This is a genomic window from Halobacillus halophilus (assembly GCF_020171985.1).
Classification (GTDB): Bacteria; Bacillota; Bacilli; order Bacillales; family Halobacillaceae; genus Halobacillus; species Halobacillus halophilus_A.
In genome coordinates, this window is record NZ_JAIVAL010000002.1 from 185,876 (window position 1) to 206,514 (window position 20,639).

Consider the following 20,639-nt stretch of genomic DNA (forward strand, 5'->3'; position numbering starts at 1 on the left):
TTTTTTAGTAATTATTTGGCTAAATGATGGACCTGCGCTTCAACAGCTTTAACGAGTCTATGGTCTTTATCCAAATCAGCAATTTCCTGAAAGACTTTAATTCTTCCTTCTTCATCGATACGTTTCTGCAACTCAACAGCTTCCTGATCCTGCTCGTTCTCGTAGAATAAAGCAGCAGCTATAACCTCTGCAAGATGTATCGGGTCTTTTTGTACGTATTCCAGATAAGAAACGGCCGGCTGTACCAGACGGTCATTTGGCCCGAGTTTTCGTATTGGCGCTCGTCCCACACGAGTAACTTCATCTGATAAGTCCGGGTTTTCGAAACGGCTGAGAATTGTTTCAATATATTCGTGGTGAACTTCCTCATCGAATTTATATTTTTCGATCAGAACCGCTCCTGATTCCTGAAGGGCCCCTCGTATTTTCTCTTTAATAGCCGGATCGTCCATAACCTGCTTAATCGTCTGGTAGCCATGGAATTTCCCTAAATAAGCAGCCACAGCATGTCCCGTGTTTACCGTGAAAAGCTTGCGCTCGATGTAAGGAGTCAAATCATCCACATACGTAATTCCCTTGATTTCCGGCCGATTTCCTTGAATACCAGTCGTTTCTACTACCCATTCAAAATAAGGCTCTACTTTTACCGTTAATAGATCATCCTGGTGCTGGTCCGGCACAATCCGATCCACAGCTGAATTCGGAAAGCCGATATTCTCTCTGATCCACTCTTTTTGGTCAGCACCTCTGTTTTCAAGAACATGTTCTTTCAGAATGTCACTGCCGCCTACCATATTCTCGCAGGCAATCACGTTGGCTTTATCTTTTTTCTGTAGAAGACCCTGGGCTAAGACAGGCGCAATCGCAGGCAGAATATTGGGCCCGACAGCTGTCGTAATAACCTCAGCTTCTTCGATTGCTTTCATGACTGCCTGCTCATCGTTAATGCTGTTTAGCCCTGATACATTCGTGACTTCGATCGAACGATCCGTGCCGGCAAGGTCCACTTGATAGGTTCTTTTCTGGTTTAGTTCATCGATTAACTCACCATTTACATCTACAAAAATGGTTTCATACCCCGCTTGAGATAACAGTGCTCCAATAAAACCTCTGCCGATATTTCCCGCTCCAAAGTGAACAGCTTTCATGATTAATTCACCTCATTAAAGATGCTGATAATTTCTTCTTTCGATTGGGCATTGAGAATGGTATCGATGTTCTCTTCTTCTGAACACACAATAGCAATTTGGGAAAGAATCTGCAGATGCTCGTCTCCTTTTCCAGCAATTCCAATAAGCAATTTCACGATATTACCATCACCAAAATCAACACCATCTGGAACGGTAACGACAGCAAGTCCTGTTTCTTTCACTGATTTCTTTGCATCTTCCGTACCATGAGGGATGGCTACGTAGTTTCCCATAAAGGTAGAAGTCACTTCTTCTCTTTCCATCATTTTATCAATATATGCTTCTTCTACATACCCACCATCATGTAGCAAACCTCCTACATAGCGGATCGCTTCTTCTTTAGAGCTGAACTGTGCATTCAATTCGATCGTGTTGGACGTTAAAATATTATCAGACATTTTCATTCTCCTCTGTAATTAAGATATTTTCTTCTTAAAGAATTGGTGAAGCTGGTTAGATACATAATTCTTGATCTCTTCTTCTTCCTCTTTTTCAAACACTCTTATAATTTCAGGCTCCTCAATAAGCAGGGAACTTAAGAAACTGATAACTTCCAATCCTTCCTTACTCATGTCCTGAGGGGCAAGCATAAGGATAAGAACGGACGAAGACATCATTTCACCATCCATCCCGACAACCTGGACGGCTTCGCTCAGCTTGATGATAGTGAAAGATGGCTCATAAATCGCTGGCTTCCTGGTGTGATACAAAGTAAGAGTGGTTCCAGGAATCCCGAGTCCTCCCACCGTTTCTCTGTTCACTAAGGCTTCCGTTATGGATTCCGCTTCTGTCAGCATGTTTTTATTCTGTAACGTGAGGCATGCATCATAGAGAATTTCTTTTTTTGATAAACCTGAATAACTAAATACACCTAATCCGTTTAATAACTGTCCAACGGTTGCAGCGTAACGTTGAATTCCGCCTACAGAATCCTGTATGGTCTGCAGTGTTTCATCTTCTTCTGGCACATTTTCTTTAAAAGGCTTCATACTATCCATAATCTTAAGTTTACGGATTCGGTGTTCCAGCCGCTGAGTATCTGAATTCGGAAGCATCGGATTCACTAGTACATAATCCTCGATATTATCGAGCGGAATTGTAGATACGACCAGGTCATAATCCTCTTTAGCAATCTCATCTAAGTCGAATAGAGACTGGTGATCCACTTCTTCAATCTCCAGAAATTGTTTCTTAAGCTTAGCGGCTAAGATTTTCGCGGTTCCTATACCGCTTGAACAGACCACTAACGCTTTAAAACCGCGTGAACCCTCCATATTTAATAACGCACTCGCAAAGTGCATGACAAGAAATGCCGTTTCTTCTTTAGGAAAACTAATTTTTGGGAAAACAAATTCCGTGGCTCGTTCAAGTGTTAGAAATAATTCTGGATAGTCTTGTTCAATTTGTTCTCTTAGTGGATTTTTAATATCCATTCCCTGATGGATCCGGTATAAACTTGGCTTTAAGTGAACCACCAGGTCATTCAATAACTGATCAGATTGATGAAGATTCTGCTGTAAGGTATTCGAAACAAATTCAATCAGCTGCTTCGCTTTAAAGGCAACACTCAAACTGCTGTCTTCCAGAATATAATCCTGATTGTACCGGACTTTCGCCCCCATCAGATGCATCGTAATATAGCCGGTTTCCGCTTTAGGAATCGATAACTCAAAGATTTCTTCTAGCTTACTTATTAATTTTCCGGCAATATCAAACTCTTTTGTTGACTGAAGACGAGCCAAATACTCATCTTCCATTTGAATAAATTCACCTTGCTGTAGACGTTCTATCGCTAAGGCCAAGTGAATAACCAATCCAATATAAGCACTGTCAGCCAAATGATAAGGAAGCTCCGCCCGAATAGAATTCACCGTCTGTTCAATCGTACTAATGTTTTGACGGTCAACGAGACCAAGCAAATGATCGGAGACGGCATCCAGCGATGGTGCCGCAGGAGATTGGATGTTCTCCCTCAGCATTTTAAGAAAATCATGCTCATTCATATGCTGCATAATGATATATTGGATAGCTTCACGGATGTTGCCTTCTTCTCCCTGAACTTCCACTCCGTATCCACGCTTACGGATTAGCTGGAGTTGAAACTTAACAAGAATCTCTTCAATCTTATCCAGGTCATGACTAATTGTGGCCACCGTGACACCAAGTTCGTTTGATAAAGTCATGAGTTTAACTGGATCCTGGGATTCAAGCAGCCAGGAAAGAATAAGCACATGACGTTCTTCAGGTGTATAATCAACAGAGTTTTGTTCATTAATCGACATTTTTAAATCCCGGCGTCTTTCTTCTTCTCCAAAAATAGCTATTCCTTTACCGGTTTTTTTCTCTAAGGACAAACCGTGGCTTTCCAGTACATCTTCTACGCCTTTTAAATCTCTGTGAATCGTTCTAGCACTTACATCTAAAGATTCCGCCATGTCTTTAATGGTTAGATCTTGAGAAGTCTCAAGCAGCATCTCAATAAGTCTTCTTTCTCGTGCTGAGACATACATACATCCTTCCACTCCTCTCTGTCCGTGAGCCATTGGAATAATAATTGGACAGAAAAGAGTCTGGTCAAGCAGACTCTTTTCTCCTTTTCATTATTTCTGCAACTCTGCTACTAATTCATCGTACTTCGGACTGTTTAAGAAATTATCGACGGACACATGATAAGCACTTGGAACTTTCTGCTTCGCTCGCTCCGTTAAGTCTTTATGAGTAATAACAATATCAACGTCCTGCGGCAGGTCATTAATCGCCATGTTCGTCACGTTAATATCAATTCCCGCTTTCTTGAATTTGTTTTTCAACAGGGATGCACCCATAGCGCTGGAGCCCATTCCGGCGTCACAGGCAAATATGATTTTGTCGACTTTAGCAGCATCCACTTCTGGTACTTCTGCGGTGCCGTCAGTTTTTACTTCCTCGGAAGCGGTTTTGTTTTGTAATTCTTCTGCGAGCTCATCGTATTTCGGACTGTTCAGGAAGTTATCTACAGAAATGTGATGAGCATTCGGAACTTTCTGCTTCGCACGTTCTGTTAAGTCTTTATGAGTAATGACCACATCTACATCCTGCGGCAGATCGTTAATGGCCATATTGGTTACTTCAATATCAAGATCCGCTTTTTTGAACTTATTTTTTAATAAGGAGGACCCCATGGCACTGGATCCCATACCGGCATCGCAGGCGAATATGATTTTATCGACTTTGGAGTAATCAAGCTTAGGAACCTCATTTGTATTACGGTTTTCCGTTGAAGTTTCTGCAGACTGTTTACCAGATAGTTGGCCAGAAACACTGCTTTTCTTCCCTTTCATGCCTTCCATCTTAGCTGTTGCTTCTTCTATATCTCCCTCATCTTCATCTTTGCTCGCTTTCAAAATAATCGAGGATACAATAAATGAAACAGTAGCAGCTACAGCTACACCAGCAGCAACTCCAAGATAGTTACCTCTTGGGGTCATCCCCATAATAGCTATGATACTTCCAGGTGAAGCAGCGGCGGTCAGTCCAGCATTGAAGAAAGCAAAAGTAGCTGTACCTGAGATACCACCAGCAATCGCGCCTAATATGACAAGTGGCTTGGATAAAATATATGGGAAGTAAATCTCGTGAATCCCACCAATGAATTGAATAATCGCTGCACCTGGTGCTGTTTGTTTAGAGACTCCTTTTCCAAAGAACATAAAGGCGAGTAATACGCCGAGACCAGGACCAGGGTTTGCTTCAAGTAAGAATAGAATCGATTTTCCTGTTTCTACAGATTGTTCTGTGCCAAGCGGCGTTAAAATACCATGGTTAATGGCGTTGTTCAGGAATACCACTTTGGCAGGTTCAATGAATAAGTTGGCTAAAGGCAATAAACCAGCTGAAATTAAGACATCCACGCCTACACCCAGAAGATCTGTGATACCTGAGAAGAGAGGACTTAACGTAAAGTAAGCAAGAATAGCCAGTCCTGCACCCAGAATTCCGGCTGAGAAGTTATTAACGAGCATTTCAAAACCTTGACGAACTTTTCCTTCAAAGAATTCGTCCACTTTTTTCATGCAATAACCAGCAATTGGACCAGCAACCATGGCCCCAAGGAACATTGGCGTGTCTGGTGAGCCTACAATTACACCCATGGCAGCCGTTGCGGCGACAACTCCTCCACGCAACCCATGAATCAAGCGTCCACCTGTGAAAGCAATTAATAATGGCAATAGATAATAAATCATTGGCTCAACCATAGCGGCTAGATCTTCGTTCGGGAACCATCCGTCTGGAATAAATAAGGCTGTAATAAGTCCCCAGGCAATGAAGGCGGCAATATTCGGCATAATCATACTACTTAAAAAGCTGCCGAACTTCTGTACTCTTGCCCTCACTCCCACTTTCTCTTGTTGTTCACTCATTTTGTTTCCTCCTTCGTCTCTCAACGCTTTTTCTCTTTGTCTGTAATTTTATTTTAAAGCGGTTACAAGGCTGAAAACAATATAATCTAAACGCATGTTTGTCAGATTCATTGTTGACATTATTAAACAAAGACTATGTTTCAGTCATTTTTCATCTGGCCAATCACCTTACATAGATATAGTTATGCCGCCAGATTTTTAATTTATGTTCTACTCATAACCCTGGCTGGAGTCTGATAACCTGCCTTGAATGTTTGTTGTTCGCACTTATTCTCTTTCCTCTTTATAATAGAAATCATCACAATTACTGTAGAGGAGGACCTCTCTCTTGTTCGAATATCATAAAGGCTTCCAGAAGATGCTTAACAAAGATGAAATTTCATTTGGCGTGAATGTACCGCTTGAAAATTACGATAAAGAACCCCCTCAAATGCTTCATCAAGTTGAAAGAGCTCAGCTTGCTGAAAGAATGGGTTTTCAATGCTTATGGTTTCAGGATGTACTACTTGAAGACCCTACTTTTGAAGATCCGGCTACCGGACAAATTTTCGACAGCTTAATTTATCTTACTTATCTGGCCTCCCAAACCTCGGCCATCAATTTTGGAACAGCGGCTCTGGTCACCTCCCTGCGTCATCCGCTTCGCACAGCCAAAGAAGCTGCCAGTATTGAGCGACTCTTTCCTGAACGCTTAATGCTCGGAATTTCTTCTGGTGATCGAAGGAAAGACTTTGAAGGTCTTGGGATTGATATTATGAAACGAGGCGAGTTGTTTCGAAAGAGTTTTCATTATTTCAATGAAGTTATGGCTGAGGAATTTCCTAAGCTGGACTCAGAGTTCGGAAAGATTCACAAGTCTAATCTGGTTCCAAAGCCCACTCGCAAAATCCCTGTTTTTATGACAGGCTATTGTCAGCAAACCCTGGACTGGGTTGCTGAGCATGGAGATGGCTGGATGTTCTATCCCCAGCGTCCCGAGAAGCAGAAAGAGACCATTACAGCTTACAGGGAAAAAGTTAAAGAATACCATGGTCCCGGTGTTTTTCGTCCCTTTTTCATGCCACTTCCCCTGGAATTAATGGATGATCCCGATTACCCGCTTGAGAAAATACCTGCGGGCTACCGAACAGGGAGAAAACGTGCTGTCGAACTGCTTGAGGAATATAGAAAAGCAGGTGTGAACCATATCATGTTTGGTCTTTCCAAAAATAAACGCCCCGTTCCTGAAATCCTGCAGGAGTTGGGAGAATATGTACTCCCTCACTTCAACACATCAACAGAATAGTCATGGTAAACCCCCCCACCTCAGGTCATCCATAATATGGATGACCTGAGGTGGGTAAAATTGGGAGAATGTTAGGAGAATGATAAATGAATAAACCTGAAGTTATGCTTCTCGGTACATTTCATATGGCAATGGAACCCCAAACCGTTAATGAGCAGCAGGATCATATCCACGCGCTCGTCGAAGCTATGAAGAAATATAAGCCGACTAAGATTGCTGTGGAAAAGTCCTTTCTCATTGAAGAGGAATTAGACCGTAAATATCACGAATTTCTATCCGGTAAATTGAACCCCACCTACGATGAGGTCGAACAAATTGCTTTCCGATTGGCTCATCAACTGGAGCATCCTCGGGTATATCCCGTAGATGAAGTAGTAGATATGAATACACCTTCTTTAAATCAAGTATTCGAATGGGCGAAAGAACATCAGCCTGAATTATTTCAGGAGATTCTTGAAGTTCAGTCGGAAATGAAGAAAATGGAAAGTGACGAAGATCTGCTTCATTCTCTGTCTTATATCAATCGGCCTGAATATATTCAGGAGCTGCAAAGGGTGTACATGAAGCTTGCAAGAGTGGGAGACCGGCAGCATCAAGTCGGGGTTCAATGGTTGAAACAATGGCACCATCGCGATCTAGCCATCTACGCAAATATTGCCCGGCTAACCGGGCCCCTTGATCGAATTTTGGTATTAATTGGAGGTGATCACCTTCACTTGCTGAATCAGTTCTTAAGTGACAGCGGAGACTTTAACATTCAATCACCTCTTTCCTACCTGCCAAAATAGAGTCATACAAAATATCCCACCTCAGGTCATCCAATATTTGGATGACCTGAGGTGGGAAGTAATGGCATTATGTTTGTGGTTTTTCATTTGGATCTTTTTCTTCTTCCTGGAGGAAGTCTTCTTCTTCATGGAACTCCTGACTGGTTTGTCCGGTTATATAGTCAAAAGGAGTGTAAGAATGGGAAGTGTCTATTGACTCTTTCTTAATAAACAACTTATAAGCTACAAGGATCATCAATATACATAAAGCTGCCCCAACAATTAATATTCCAAAAACATTTAATATCATAGGACCTCTCCTTTTGATCTATTCTAACACGAAAAACCTCCGCGTCATGCACGGAGGCTTCTCTTACTTATTTGTCATCTTCATCTTTATTTTTTTCTTCAAGTACTTCGAGGGCTGATCTTCTGCGCTTCTTGCCTTTCTTCTTCCAGCGTTCGATATGAATCGTAGAAGATTGATAATCATCAGAAGCCCGTATATCTTCGTTCGAGGCTCTCATAAAGGACCAGGCTAATAAAACCATAATGAAAATCAGCGGAAATCCTCCCACAATACTTGCGGTCTGGAGTGTGCCTAAACCACCCAGGAACATGAGCGCAAGCGGCATTAGACATAGAGCGAAGGCCCAAAATAGTCGATTCCAGCGCATCGGCTCACCCTCTACACTCTTCTGAACAACAGAAGCTAGGATGTAGGAGGAAGAATCGAAAGTCGTCGCCAGAAATATGATCGCAAGGACCGTAAAGGCCAGTACCATAAATTTAGCAAGCGGCAGTTGATTAATAATAGCAATAATGGTTGCGGGAGCTCCATTTTGATCCATAAAACCAACTACATCAAACGATCCCGTCAGCTGCATGTATAAACCGAAGTTACCCATGATTCCAAAGAAAAGGATACAGCCGATGGTTCCATAGATCATAGTTCCAAGAACCATTTGACGAATGGTTCTCCCTCTTGAAATCCTGGCCACGAAAAGTCCAACGAATGGAGCATAAACAAGCCACCAGGCCCAATAGAAAATGGTCCAGGATTCAGGGAAATTAGTCTCACCAAACGGACCTATTCCGGCAAAAGGCTCCATCCATGTAGCCATTTTAAAGAAATTATCTGCAAGTATTCCAAGTCCATTAACTGTCGTTTCGCTAATAAAACGTGTAGGACCAAAAATGAAAACAAATGCAAGAATAAACAAGGCTAACCAAAGGTTAATATCACTTAAGACTTTAATACCTCTTTTAAGTCCGGAATACGAACTAATCGCAAAAATCAATGTACACAACAGCATGATGAAAGCTTTCAAGCCAAGATTCGCCGGGATGCCCGTTAAGCTATTAACACCTTCAGCAATCATAGGCGTACCAAGCGCAAGGGTTGTCCCCGCACCGCCCAGCAGTCCAAACATAAACAGAACATCAATAACAGTTCCAAGAGGCCCGTCCACTGAATTTCCTAATACAGGACGCACCGCCTCACTTACTTTAAGTACCGGCTTCTTCCTTACATAATAGAAATAGGCGATTGGTAAAGCAGGAAGCGTATAAATTGCCCACGCAATAGGACCCCAGTGAAAAATCCCGTAAGCAGAGGCCCACTGAATGGCTTCTTGAGATTCAGGAGTTACCCCGAATGGAGGCCCCTGATAATAATAAGCCCATTCAATAACCGCCCAATATAGAATACTCGAACCAATCCCTGCAGCAAATAACATGGCCGCCCAGGAGAACGTATTAAATTCAGGCTTTTCTCCTTCATCTCCTAGTTTAATCGACCCGTTTTTACTGAACGCTACAAATAATAGAAAAGCAAAAACCACAAAACCCATGATCATGTACAGCACACCGAAATTACCTGTCATAAAACTATTGGCGTCTGCTACAAAAGCCTTTCCGGCATCTGGAAACAAAATTAGTGGAAGCGTAACCGCTACCAGCAAAATTAATGCGCCTATAAAAGTAGGCCAATCAATCAATCTCGTCTTCATTCCAAAACATCCTTTCTGACTTATCTGCTAGTTGTTAGTTTGTTCCTAAGTAAGCAATCCAATCCGTATGGAAAAAAGAGGGGATTTAGAGGGGGGGAGTTATAGACAAGCTTAAGCTTAACAAGTAGATACACATATGCCAAATCCACAAAACGAGACTTATGTCTAAATTCAATAAAAACACACGCTCTGGCAGATTTAACCTATGTAAGTTGACTTTTTACTTCTATTCTTGGACGATAATAACGAGATGCTTAAAATCAGGGGAGTTTGTTCATGGAGTACACATATAAGCCAATTTCAAAAGCCTGTTTATACACTAGTTTCATCCTTTTTTACCTATTATCCCTTTTTTTGGATAATAGTTACATAAATTATTTATTAGGCTGCAACGCGCTGGTTATTTTTCCAGTTTCCTTTAAAGGAGCGAGCCGTACGTTTCAAATCATTTCTGCTATATTTGTTTTTGCCGGATTCCTGATCTTTAGTCTCTCCGGCGAAAACTGGCTGACCCTCCCCTTACATTTTACTTCTACGGCATTGCTTCTCAGTCTTTTATATTTTCTGCCATTCATTAATAACCTGATGGTGGTGGGGAAATATGACAAAGAACTGCAGAATCTGCTGCAGCTAAGATCAAAACATCTAGGTCAACTATATTACCGAAGTTCATTAATTGCTTACATACTCTGTCTATTTGTATTTTTTTCAGCGATTACTATTGTGCAGGGAGTAGTTAAAAATTCAGCACATAAAATCAGTGAAGCACGTCTAGATCCATTTTCCAGCCAATCCATCCTTCGCTCCTTTGCCCTGGCCAACGTGTGGAGTCCTATAGAAATTTTTATAGTCCTGACGGTTACCATTACAGGAGTAGCATACTTTGAGTTGCTGCCGTGGGCTCTATTTTTTCTATTTCATTATTGCTCATCGACTGGTGCATCGGGTGGTTCACCTACAGAAAAGAAGTCTATGAAGCACCAGAAACTTCTTCAGATATTTCCGGCAGACAATTAGTGGTGAAAGTCAGCTACTTACTCGGCATGCTGTTTCTATTTATTTTGCTCGCTTTTGGTGTACAGAAGCTTTTGAATATCACATATTTTAATGCTGTCATCCTATTCATTCTGCCTTTCACTCTGATATGGGCACTTACGATAAAACAACTAAAAGAATTTATGAGCTATAACAAAAAATACTGGGTCCCCCAGGTCAACGGCTTACAGAATTTAATGCTTTTGTTTATTTCACTTGGTTTCTTCAGTGAAATGTTTGAACAGACGAAAATGATTCATATGATTCAAACGCCCTTATTGCATCTATCTACCTTGCCTTTACTGCTATTCATAGCTATTCAGCTGGTTTCCTTACTCTTCTCATTAATAGGCATCCATCCCTTAGTAACCATTAGCCTTATGGGAACATTAATCCAGCCTTTGCTTACTGAATTAAATCCTCTAAGTCTCGCTATTGTACTGTTAACCTCCACCCTGGCAAGTGACGCTGCTGGTACATTTAATACGACCGTCACGATCATGAGCCAGTTAACAGGCAGGAATCCTTACCGCATCACAAAATGGAACATTGGTTTTGCTATATGGTTTGGAACAGCAGGAAGTCTGCTCGGCTGGCTTCTTCTCTAATAATAGTGCTATCCAGCTCCAGCACCTAGCGGCTCCGTTTTTCTTCCTATCGTTGGGTTGGTGGGGAAATGGCGAGACTCCCATGGGAGAAGGGACTAGGTGAGATCCCACAGGGAGTGAAACGAGCGAGGAAGCTCCTGGTAATAAGGAGGATCGACTAAAGTCGCCACGTCCTGTGGCAACGTCGATCGACCCCACGTCGTGTAGGGCCATAGGAAAGTGTTCAAATGTGGCATCACCCCGAAAGACACGACCAGCATAAGCCGAGCATCAAAAGGGCGGTGGTCTTTCCGTCCGTTGATGAACGGCTTATGTCTCGAGTGTCTGGGTGATAGAACAAGACGAGTTATTTCCCCACCAGCCCTTTTCCACATAAAGTAACGGACCCGTTTATCTCGAAACCAAGTCTTCAACAAACGGGAGCTTTACTTTAAAATCAATATTGAAATTTTACAAAGCCATAAGAATAAGGAGAGGTATTATGTTCAAGATGAAAAAAGAATGGGGAGATTGGATTAATCCTCTTTATCTCCCTCTTTTCACAGCCATTCCAATCGATTTATGGCTCCTAATAAAAAAAGGATCCTACGCAAGCGTAGAATTATCCATGTATATCATAGCTATTTTATTTCTTATCTTTTCAGGAGCTGTAGAAACCAGCCAGGAGGAAGTTAAGCACCGATTGTTCGGGTATATTTACCTTGTCTCGGCGCTTATTTTTGGAGCTTGCGGTCTTATCATTTGGCTTGGCTAATCCTTAATTATATAAAGAAAAGCCAAGGGAGTATCATGGGAATCGTAATTATAATGGTGACAATCAGCCACGCACTTGGATTTTGACTCGTTAATTGCTTCCGATAAGACATTCCCCACGCTAAAAGTAACAAAAGGGTCATGATGATACTGCGAAAATGAATGTCACCATCTTTATTGTTTACAAAGATGTAGACGCCTCCCTCAATGAGAATGAGAATTCCAACCAGTATATTAAAGACATGAGTAAATATCCTGCTCATTGTATGCACTCCTCGTTGTTGTCTTATTCATTTTAACCTCTTCAAGTATATTACATTCTTTTTATTTATTTGACTATCCTAAGCGTTCTATGGAGTATTTATCAGATAATTGCTTTTAAATTTTCGACTGATTTACATAAGATCCATCCTTCTTTAAAGTTCAGCTTCAACCCTGCCCGACTGGATGTGTCCAGATTGGGAATTGTCTCGAAACTCATCAGCGTTTTCCAATCAGCTATCTGAGTGATGCAATCAGACAAGATATGCTTAAGCAATAATTCTTTTTCTAACAAAAACTAGCCAGCCCGGAAAAATAAGCTGACTAGTACTTATTAAATAATTGCTCAAGTGGTTGAGTAATCTTGTAAATGGCACCTTTCTCCTTCAAAATCTTCCAATGATCCGCGTAAAAGTAAATCTCTAATAAAGTGTGCTTATTACTTGAAAGCTTTAAGGCGCCCTCGACATCTTCTGACAGTTCCGCATCCTCTTCATGTGGAGATTCTTTTAATGTTCTTAATAAGGTTTTAATCTCTTGTTCAGTATCAATCGTTACAGTTTGTCTTCCATCCTCTAAATTATAATAAGTCAGAGTCATCGGACGTTCATATTCATTCCAATCATGAGGTGTAACTGCATCTTGGCTGAATTTCACCGGATTAAAGAAATACCTTTGATCTATGTAAACTAGAGACAAAATTACCGTAAATAGGATACCCGTTATTATAATTATTTTCTTTGCCATTTGCTCACCCCGTTAATTATTTTAACAATATTAGTAATATCTTTCCAATTCAGCAAGTACATTTTTTAACTATTGAAATTATGTTAATATAATATTTAACTATCTAGCATAAATTGTGTCTCTGTAATTAACATACGAATATAAGTTGGTAATAGTTTCATTTATACTCAAAAAATGTTTATCTGCTTTTATGTATGGTTATGTTTCACTGGAAGGTATATTGAAAGGAGAGAACCATGAACACAAGTATAGATCGCATCTTACTGAAAGAGGATGGCTATTATCCTAATCACCCCTATTTGCCAGCGTTAGTCTATCGTCAGGCGATAGATATGCCAACAAAGGACGCTGAAAGATTATTTAAGAAAAACCGGTGGTCCAACACATGGGTGGGCGGAATATTTGATTATCACCATTACCATAGCCGAACCCATGAAATTCTAGGCGTGATAGCTGGATCAGCCCGCTTGAAGCTAGGTGGCCCGCATGGACAAATTCTGGAGGTTAAAAAAGGAGATTTAATCATTCTTCCTGCCGGTGTAGCTCATAAAAATGAAGGGGCCACTGTTGATTTCCAAGTTCTTGCGGCCTACCCATTTGGAGAATCATTCGATTTAAAAACAGGAGATAAAAAGGAATACGAAGAAGCGCTGGCTCAAATTCCTGATGCCCCGGCTCCTGCAGCAGACCCTCTTTTAGGAGAAAATGGCCCGTTAATGGAATTATGGAACCGTTCATAAATAATAAAATCCGCTTTAAGAATTTTTCTTAAAGCGGATAATGATTAGAAATTATAACTTTTTATAGAAACCAGTAGCTTTTCCGACAAAACCAAATCCCTCATATATTTTATGAGTTATTTCACGTTCTTTACGGTTTCCACTGTTTAATTGAATCGTTTTGGCACCTTTACCCTCTGCCCAGTGCTCTGCCTCATTCATCAGTAATCTTCCTATTCCTTGTTCTTGATGGTTTCCATCTACTACAAAAGCAATCACTCGTACATGAGGACTATCGGTATGATAGGCATAACTGAAACTCATCCCAATCATGCCAATTACCCCTTCACTCGATTCATATACAAAGGTTTTGAAATCCTCATGATTCAAAATCACTTCCAAGCGCTGCCTCATCTCGTCTTCTGTAGAAGGATAACCTAATGTCTTCATAAGATCTGCTAGATAATTAGCATCACCTATGACCGCTTCTCTAATCATTGATACACTCTCCTTATCCATTTCCCAAAAAAAAGACCCATTGAAGAGTTTTCTCAGCAACAGGTCTTGTCTTTCAGTTATAGTTTCACAAAAAGCTTCTTAACAGAAAGCCTATTTGGAAGCATTTTCTTTCTTACGAAGCTCTACGCGACGGATCTTTCCAGACGTCGTTTTAGGAAGCTCCTCGGTGAACTCGATTTTTCTCGGATATTTGTAAGGGGCTGTGGTGTTCTTAACATGGTCTTGTAATTCTTTTACTAAACTGTCCGTTGGCTCATAGTTATTCTGAAGTACAATAAAAGCTTTAACGACATTACCACGGACCTCATCAGGGCTTGAAACTACAGCACACTCCTGTACAGCTTTGTGCTTCACAAGGGCATCTTCGACTTCAAAAGGTCCAATAGTGTAGCCAGAACTGATAATAATATCATCACTGCGGCCTTCAAACCAGAAATACCCATCTTCATCTTTTCGCGCCTGATCCCCTGTTACATAATAATGTCCACGATGAGACATTTTCGTGCGTTCCGGATCCTTATAATACTCTTTAAACAAGGCAGGAGTATCCAGATGCACAGCGATATCTCCAACTTCTCCCGTTTCTACAGGTTCAGCAAGTTCATCAATAATTTCAACTTGATTCCCTGGTGTAGGACGTCCCATGGAACCTGGACGTACCTCCATGTCTTTCAAAATTCCTACTAAAAGCGTGTTCTCTGTTTGACCATAACCATCCCGAACCGTTACGTTGAAATGATTCTTAAATGTATCAATAACTTCTCTGTTTAATGGTTCACCTGCAGATACAGCGCTATGAAGTCCTGAAAGTTGGTAATCATCAAGATTATCTACTTTAGCCATCAGACGATATTCAGTTGGAGTACAGCATAATACATTAACGTTATGTTCATCCATAAGGCTTAAATAGGTTTTAGGATTGAATTTACCTTGATACACGAGACCTCTAGCACCCGTGCCCAGGACAGATAAAAACGGGCTCCACACCCACTTTTGCCAGCCTGGCCCAGCTGTTGCCCATACTGTATCGCCATCTTGAATAGCAAGCCACTTATAAGCAGCAGTCTTCAAATGAGCGTATCCCCAACCATGAGTATGAACCACTCCCTTTGGATTGCCTGTCGTTCCAGAAGTGTACGATAAAAAGGCCATATCATCGCTGGCTGTGTCAGCTGTTTCAAGTGTAGAACTGTAATCCTCTAATAATCCGTCAAAGTCAAACCAGCCTTCTTTCGACCCTCCTACAGAAAATTTAAGAAGTTGATCACTTTCTTTTACTTCATCCAAATGTTCAGTAAAGGGATGGTAACTGACAACCGCACGTACGTCCCCATGAGTAATCCGGTACTGCAGGTCTTTTGCGCGCAGCATTTCTGAACTTGGAATAATAACTAAGCCAGCTTTTAAAGCAGCGATATATACTTGATACGCTTCAATCAAGCGAGGAATCATGACAAGGATTTTATCTCCCTTTTGCAAACCATGGTCCAAAAAAGCATTTCCCATCTTGTTTGCCTGATGCATCAGCTGTTCATATGTAACTTCTTTTCGGCCTCCGGCTTCACTCAGCCACAATAAAGCCTTTCGGTCAGGATCTTCCGCGAACTTCTCCATCTCTGAAACTACGTTATATCTTTCAGGGGCAATTAATTCTTCACGATCCACTTCATATTCCTCCTCTACAATAATGAGCGTCTGTTCATTTTTTACAGCAAACTAATTATATCAAATATTCTTAATTATTCAATCAATTTAGTTTTACCCAGGGCAATTCTATTGAGTTAAGTAAATTGACAGAAAATAATCCTGTCATGTATGATGTAACATAATATGTTCGTTCGTGAGGAGTGAAATCTTATAATGGAAAGAAAAACCTGGAACATGATAAGCTCATTACCGCTCTTACTTATCAGTCTTTCCATGATGATTATTCTGTTATTTTTCTGCTTTTCTTATCTAACAGGCAGCTATAACTACACCATAGCCTCACTTATCGCAGTGAGCTTTATAAACGTCTCTGCTTTATTAGGCTTCACACGTATTAAAAAACCTTATAAAAAAGCCTTCAGATTAAAGTAACTTCTGAAGGCTTTTTTTCATATTCTTATTTTTTAAGCGAGACGTTTGAAGTTCTCTCCCAATATTTCGTTCATAGAATGAACCGTTATAAACGCTCGTTCATCTACAGATGACATAAACTTTTTCAAACGAGTATAATCTTTTCGGTTTAAGATTGTCGTAATGACTTCCTTATCTTCCTGATTAAATGCACCTTTTGCGTGGTGAATCGTTGCCCCGCGTCCCAGCTGCTGAACGATGAAATTACGAACCAGATCACTTTCCCGGCTGATAATAACAATTTCTTTATTGTTATCAAATTGCTGAAGCGTATAGTCTATTACTAGACCATTCAAAATAACACCGAAGAAAGCATACATACCGACTGTTGGACCGAATATGAAGATGGAAGATGCGGCGATTGCTATGTCAGAGAAAAGCACGCCTTTACCTACTTCAATAGAAAAGTATTTATTAAGAATCATCGCAATGATATCAGTTCCGCCTGTAGAGGCTCCTTGATGAAAAACAATGGCCATTCCAGATGCGGCAATAATTTGACCGATAATTAGTTGAATCAGTAAGTCATTACTTAATGCTTCCTGCATTGGAACATAGGTTTCCAGTCCCCAAACCATGAAAGAAAGAGCAAAGCTTGCATAGATGGTTTTCGCTCCAAATTGAAAACCTAAGAATATAAACCCAACAATAAACAGAACGATATTTAAGCAGATCATTATCATTCCTAAAGATAAATCAGGGATAACTTTATTCAATACGATTGATAAACCACTGACTCCCCCGGTCGCTAGATCGTTTGGGGAAAGGAAAAAGTGAACATTAATCGCTACGCATAAAGCACCTATATTCATCATTAGAAAGGACCATATTTTTTTAAGCATCAGTAAGCCTCCTTTATTTAAAATATTGAAAAATATTGTCGAACGAATGAATAGTACAATCGGGATTATAGAGCCCTTTTTTGCGTTTGTAAACAGCTTTGACTGTAAAAAAACATTTTATTTTATGTAAGCGATTGAAGCTGAAAAATTCACAATTTTTACTTATTCCATTGTCTTATTTGCTGTTTATATCTAAGTCAAATTTCCTGGCCGTCTATTTACAATGAAGGTTTTCAACCCGATACAATAATAAACCCTCAATAAAAATAAACCACCGCATAAATATGCAGTGGTTCAGTAAGAGGTCTATTATTTTAATGATTTTTTCACTTAGGCAATCTAACGGTTACCCTAGTTCCTGCTCCTTTTTTACTTTCATACGACATCGTGCCGTTTAGATCAGAAACAATTTTCTTCGTAACCATAACTCCTAACCCTGTACCCTTTTCTTTAGTAGTGAAGAATGGCTCCCCGATTTTCGCCAGTTCTTGAGGGGTCAAACCGGGCCCCTCGTCACTAACGGAAATCGTTAGTTCGTGACTCGACATTTCCGCATCGATTACGACTTCACCGCCATCCATCGCATCGATTGCGTTTTTAATTAAATTGATGAGGATCTGATTTAGACGCTTGGGTTCCGTATCGATCTCTTCATCTAAGCCTTTATGTTGAAATACAAGCTTCACACCTTTATCCTTAGCTTCCTGCTCCAGTAAACGAATGACGTAAGATACGATATGGGCTGGAGCTACTTGTTCTAATTGGATAGATGATTTTGGTTTGGACAGCATCATAAAATCCTGAACAATAGCTTCAATCCGGTTCACTTCATCCAGAATGATATCTTGATAATTATCCCTTAATTCTGGATTAGCCGCTCCAATTTGCAGGAATCCTTTTATTGCCGTCAAAGGATTTTTAATCTCATGAGCAATTCCAGCCGACATTTGAGTAATAGTAGAAAGCTGCTGGGATTTTTCTTTCAACTGCTCCATTTCTTTAAACTCAGTTACGTCTTCATGAATTCCTATCACGTAATCGGTTCCAACATTTTCTACTGGAAACCCTCTAGTCCGTATCCATCTCTCTTCGCCATTACTGCTTTTCACCCGATATTCTACCTGATCCTTTGTGGTGCGCATCAGCTTCATAGACTCTTCAACTTTTGAATGATCTGCCTCATTAATCACGCGCAGGATAATGGACGGGTTCGAATAAGCTTCACGGCGGGAGATTCCAAATAAATTCTGGAAAGAAGGACTGATATAATGGATTTCATTAAACTGAGGATCACAAATCCAAAAAACATCTTTAATATTGTTAGCGAGCAAAGCGAAACGTTCCTCTGAATCTTTTAACGCTTGAAGCTGCTTTTTATATTGAGTAATATCCTGGGCAAATACCGTTATTCCAAGCTCAGTAGGGTGAACCGTCATCAGTACGACCGTATTAGTTTTTTGAATGAAACCTTCGAATTCACATGTCTCCTGAGTTTCCATTGCCCTTAAATAATACTGAAAAAAATTATAATATTCATTGATAGGATAAACATCCCATAATTTACGATTGCAATTTTGTTCAAACGAAATGCCCGTAATCTGTTCCATCTTCTGATTGGCATAGGTAATCTCCCAATTGTGGCTGATAATAGCTAATCCGTGAGGAAATTTATCTACCAGATGGGTCATTCGATGTTTCAACTGTGCGTTTTTAGAAGTTGAATAACGGATGCTCTGCTTCTTCGGTTTTTCAGCTAATTTGCCTTTAAAGGATCTCCCAGCGGACAATTGCTCCTCTTCCTTGGCCACTTGTACAGAATCTTCGGAATGAAGACTCTCATTTCTAACTCTCTCCTTTAAAGAAAACGCAATCTGACCGTTAGTAAGATGAACCATTTTACAATCGCATGGTCGAAAGGTGTTCCCGTTGTTCACCTGTAGGGATATGTCACGTAGTCCTTCTGTTAATAACTGGTGTAGAACACGCTGCAAAGTATTTTGACTGGATGAAGGGAAGGATTGAAGCCATTCGGTGAATGATAATTCAACATCTTCCAGCTCAAGTGTCCTTTGCATCTCAGGATTGAGTATAACCTTCTGTAGACGCAGATCCAGCAAGCAGGCAGGTGTGCCATTCATACTAAGGACATCCAGAATTTCATTACTATGGACTTGGTCAGAATACCTCTCTCTTATCACCAATATTAAGACCTCTTTTCCTTTACCGTTCAAGATTTTCCAATACGTGTTTTATTATAACGCATCAGAGGAAAATTTTGAATATTTTCAAACAATTATTCTTAAAATTTAGGATTTTATTATCTTTACATTTTATTTAATTAAATTTTATAATATGACTTTATTCTACTTTGTTTATTATTCAATACTTCTCCATAAAGTTAGAGAAGCGTAGCTTTGATAAGGGGGCCAGCTTTCACTAAACGATTCCATCTGTTCTTTAGAGGGCTTTTCTTCCAGTTTAAAATAGGATTTTAGCGCATTTTGTATTCCGATATCTGCTTTAGGAAGCAAATTCTCTCTCCCCACTCCGAACATCAGCCAATTTTCAGCTGTCCAGGGACCAATACCTCTAATCTTAACAAGATGCTTCATTACGTCTTCGTCTGCCTGACGGGCTAACCACTCCAGGTCCAAATTACCTGCAACTATTTTACGGGAAGCATCGATTACGTATTCAGCCTTACGCTGACTGAATTGAAGCTTCCTCAACTCTTCGTAAGGAACATCCGCAACGGTTTCAGGTTCAGGATAAAACCAGACGCCATCCTTTTGATAACCCAGCCGCTCGACAAAACGAGTACTCAACGTATGAGCAAATTTCATATTTAGCTGCTGATGTATAATGACTTTAACTAAGCAGTCGTACAAGTGAAAGTCTTTGACGATAGGTGTACCAGGATAAGCTGAAAATAAATCTTGCAGGTTGGTGTTTTGAAAGTGTCTCTGCACCTTTTCAAGATTACGATCCCATTGAAATAAATCACGTACGTGCTGAATCAAAGCTTCTTTGGCGTCTTCATCTTCACTGGAAATACGAAAGGATGGACGAGTAGTAGTGCCTTGGGCCTGCACGCGGACTACATGGGAACCGTTCTTCAGCTTCACAGGAACATCTACCCACCGCTCCTCTTGATCTAACTTTGTTAAAGGGTCAAATGACCATCGCTTCAATGTGTAATCAAAATCATAATAACTATTGGCTGTAAGTATTTCTTCCCACACCCCTGTAACCTCCTTCGTTCCAATCAATCCACTATAATGTATTTCTTTACCTTTTCCCTTCTCCATTAAAGCCTAATCAAAATTTAATATACTCGCTAGATTCGTTTTGAAATAAGGTCTTACATGATGGGGATTACAACT

At 40.4% G+C, this 20,639-nt stretch carries 18 protein-coding genes; 5 read left to right on the plus strand and 13 right to left on the minus strand.

Annotated elements, in window-relative coordinates; genetic code table 11:
* Window positions 1-11: 11 nt before the first annotated feature.
* From LCM11_RS05550 to LCM11_RS05565, 4 genes are all read right to left on the minus strand, one after another.
* Window positions 12-1,148, minus strand: coding sequence for a mannitol-1-phosphate 5-dehydrogenase (locus LCM11_RS05550; protein WP_224893254.1), 1,137 nt, complete (start codon window positions 1,146-1,148; stop codon window positions 12-14).
* A gap of 2 nt (window positions 1,149-1,150) precedes the next feature.
* Window positions 1,151-1,588 (minus strand): PTS sugar transporter subunit IIA, encoded by a 438-nt coding sequence (locus LCM11_RS05555; protein WP_014642153.1) that lies wholly within the window; start codon window positions 1,586-1,588, stop codon window positions 1,151-1,153.
* Window positions 1,589-1,606: 18 nt separating this feature from the next.
* The gene (locus LCM11_RS05560) at window positions 1,607-3,700 is read right to left on the minus strand and encodes a BglG family transcription antiterminator (RefSeq protein ID WP_224893255.1); all 2,094 of its coding nucleotides are present in this window, start codon (window positions 3,698-3,700) and stop codon (window positions 1,607-1,609) included.
* 90 nt (window positions 3,701-3,790) lie between these two features.
* Window positions 3,791-5,590 carry a PTS mannitol-specific transporter subunit IIBC gene (locus LCM11_RS05565; RefSeq protein WP_224893256.1) on the minus strand — a complete coding sequence of 600 codons (1,800 nt, stop codon included), beginning with the start codon at window positions 5,588-5,590 and terminating at the stop codon, window positions 3,791-3,793.
* Window positions 5,591-5,948: 358 nt separating this feature from the next.
* On the opposite strand from LCM11_RS05565, the gene LCM11_RS05570 reads away from it, so the two are divergent.
* Both LCM11_RS05570 and LCM11_RS05575 read left to right on the plus strand, forming a co-directional pair.
* The gene (locus tag LCM11_RS05570) at window positions 5,949-6,875 is read left to right on the plus strand and encodes a TIGR03571 family LLM class oxidoreductase (RefSeq protein ID WP_224893487.1); all 927 of its coding nucleotides are present in this window, start codon (window positions 5,949-5,951) and stop codon (window positions 6,873-6,875) included.
* A gap of 86 nt (window positions 6,876-6,961) precedes the next feature.
* Window positions 6,962-7,663 (plus strand): DUF5694 domain-containing protein, encoded by a 702-nt coding sequence (locus tag LCM11_RS05575; protein ID WP_224893257.1) that lies wholly within the window; start codon window positions 6,962-6,964, stop codon window positions 7,661-7,663.
* Between the two features lie 67 nt (window positions 7,664-7,730).
* Here the strand turns inward: LCM11_RS05575 and LCM11_RS05580 are convergent, their stop codons facing one another.
* Together LCM11_RS05580 and LCM11_RS05585 are read right to left on the minus strand one after the other, a co-directional pair.
* Window positions 7,731-7,952 (minus strand): DUF3951 domain-containing protein, encoded by a 222-nt coding sequence (locus LCM11_RS05580; protein ID WP_224893258.1) that lies wholly within the window; start codon window positions 7,950-7,952, stop codon window positions 7,731-7,733.
* 67 nt (window positions 7,953-8,019) lie between these two features.
* The gene (locus tag LCM11_RS05585) at window positions 8,020-9,654 is read right to left on the minus strand and encodes a BCCT family transporter (protein WP_224893259.1); all 1,635 of its coding nucleotides are present in this window, start codon (window positions 9,652-9,654) and stop codon (window positions 8,020-8,022) included.
* Between the two features lie 896 nt (window positions 9,655-10,550).
* On the opposite strand from LCM11_RS05585, the gene LCM11_RS05590 reads away from it, so the two are divergent.
* On the plus strand, window positions 10,551-11,297 hold the full coding sequence (locus LCM11_RS05590) for a hypothetical protein (protein WP_224893260.1): 747 nt from the start codon (window positions 10,551-10,553) through the stop codon (window positions 11,295-11,297).
* Between the two features lie 481 nt (window positions 11,298-11,778).
* Window positions 11,779-12,051 carry a hypothetical protein gene (locus LCM11_RS05595; RefSeq protein WP_224893261.1) on the plus strand — a complete coding sequence of 91 codons (273 nt, stop codon included), beginning with the start codon at window positions 11,779-11,781 and terminating at the stop codon, window positions 12,049-12,051.
* A 7-nt stretch (window positions 12,052-12,058) separates the two neighbouring features.
* On the opposite strand, the gene LCM11_RS05600 is transcribed toward LCM11_RS05595, so the two are convergent.
* Window positions 12,059-12,313, minus strand: coding sequence for a hypothetical protein (locus LCM11_RS05600; RefSeq protein WP_224893262.1), 255 nt, complete (start codon window positions 12,311-12,313; stop codon window positions 12,059-12,061).
* A gap of 322 nt (window positions 12,314-12,635) precedes the next feature.
* The gene (locus tag LCM11_RS05605) at window positions 12,636-13,058 is read right to left on the minus strand and encodes a hypothetical protein (RefSeq protein ID WP_224893263.1); all 423 of its coding nucleotides are present in this window, start codon (window positions 13,056-13,058) and stop codon (window positions 12,636-12,638) included.
* Window positions 13,059-13,294: 236 nt separating this feature from the next.
* Here LCM11_RS05605 and LCM11_RS05610 point away from each other — a divergent pair, with 236 nt between their 5' ends.
* Window positions 13,295-13,798: a cupin domain-containing protein gene (locus LCM11_RS05610; RefSeq protein ID WP_224893264.1), complete on the plus strand. Its 504-nt coding sequence runs from the start codon at window positions 13,295-13,297 to the stop codon at window positions 13,796-13,798.
* Between the two features lie 51 nt (window positions 13,799-13,849).
* Here LCM11_RS05610 and LCM11_RS05615 read toward each other — a convergent pair whose 3' ends face one another.
* The 5 genes from LCM11_RS05615 to LCM11_RS05635 all read right to left on the minus strand — a co-directional run bounded on the left by LCM11_RS05615 (window position 13,850) and on the right by LCM11_RS05635 (window position 20,498).
* Window positions 13,850-14,275: a GNAT family N-acetyltransferase gene (locus LCM11_RS05615; protein WP_224893265.1), complete on the minus strand. Its 426-nt coding sequence runs from the start codon at window positions 14,273-14,275 to the stop codon at window positions 13,850-13,852.
* 111 nt (window positions 14,276-14,386) lie between these two features.
* Window positions 14,387-15,961 (minus strand): acyl-CoA synthetase MbcS, encoded by a 1,575-nt coding sequence (gene mbcS / locus LCM11_RS05620; protein ID WP_224893266.1) that lies wholly within the window; start codon window positions 15,959-15,961, stop codon window positions 14,387-14,389.
* Window positions 15,962-16,407: 446 nt separating this feature from the next.
* Window positions 16,408-17,256, minus strand: a complete 849-nt coding sequence (locus tag LCM11_RS05625) for a YitT family protein (protein ID WP_224893267.1) — start codon at window positions 17,254-17,256, stop codon at window positions 16,408-16,410.
* Window positions 17,257-17,582: 326 nt separating this feature from the next.
* On the minus strand, window positions 17,583-19,454 hold the full coding sequence (locus LCM11_RS05630) for an ATP-binding protein (RefSeq protein WP_224893488.1): 1,872 nt from the start codon (window positions 19,452-19,454) through the stop codon (window positions 17,583-17,585).
* Window positions 19,455-19,631: 177 nt separating this feature from the next.
* On the minus strand, window positions 19,632-20,498 hold the full coding sequence (locus tag LCM11_RS05635) for a DNA-3-methyladenine glycosylase family protein (protein ID WP_224893268.1): 867 nt from the start codon (window positions 20,496-20,498) through the stop codon (window positions 19,632-19,634).
* Window positions 20,499-20,639 lie beyond the last annotated feature (141 nt).

Excerpts from the sequence above, each read along its gene's own strand:
- LCM11_RS05550 (WP_224893254.1), bottom strand. The coding sequence starts at position 1,148 with ATGAAAGCTGTTCACTTTGGAGCGGGAAATATCGGCAGAGGTTTTATT.
- LCM11_RS05555 (WP_014642153.1), bottom strand. The coding sequence starts at position 1,588 with ATGTCTGATAATATTTTAACGTCCAACACGATCGAATTGAATGCACAG.
- LCM11_RS05560 (WP_224893255.1), bottom strand. The coding sequence starts at position 3,700 with ATGTATGTCTCAGCACGAGAAAGAAGACTTATTGAGATGCTGCTTGAG.
- LCM11_RS05565 (WP_224893256.1), bottom strand. The coding sequence starts at position 5,590 with ATGAGTGAACAACAAGAGAAAGTGGGAGTGAGGGCAAGAGTACAGAAG.
- LCM11_RS05570 (WP_224893487.1), top strand. The coding sequence starts at position 5,949 with ATGCTTAACAAAGATGAAATTTCATTTGGCGTGAATGTACCGCTTGAA.
- LCM11_RS05575 (WP_224893257.1), top strand. The coding sequence starts at position 6,962 with ATGAATAAACCTGAAGTTATGCTTCTCGGTACATTTCATATGGCAATG.
- LCM11_RS05580 (WP_224893258.1), bottom strand. The coding sequence starts at position 7,952 with ATGATATTAAATGTTTTTGGAATATTAATTGTTGGGGCAGCTTTATGT.
- LCM11_RS05585 (WP_224893259.1), bottom strand. The coding sequence starts at position 9,654 with ATGAAGACGAGATTGATTGATTGGCCTACTTTTATAGGCGCATTAATT.
- LCM11_RS05595 (WP_224893261.1), top strand. The coding sequence starts at position 11,779 with ATGTTCAAGATGAAAAAAGAATGGGGAGATTGGATTAATCCTCTTTAT.
- LCM11_RS05600 (WP_224893262.1), bottom strand. The coding sequence starts at position 12,313 with ATGAGCAGGATATTTACTCATGTCTTTAATATACTGGTTGGAATTCTC.
- LCM11_RS05605 (WP_224893263.1), bottom strand. The coding sequence starts at position 13,058 with ATGGCAAAGAAAATAATTATAATAACGGGTATCCTATTTACGGTAATT.
- LCM11_RS05610 (WP_224893264.1), top strand. The coding sequence starts at position 13,295 with ATGAACACAAGTATAGATCGCATCTTACTGAAAGAGGATGGCTATTAT.
- LCM11_RS05615 (WP_224893265.1), bottom strand. The coding sequence starts at position 14,275 with ATGATTAGAGAAGCGGTCATAGGTGATGCTAATTATCTAGCAGATCTT.
- LCM11_RS05625 (WP_224893267.1), bottom strand. The coding sequence starts at position 17,256 with ATGCTTAAAAAAATATGGTCCTTTCTAATGATGAATATAGGTGCTTTA.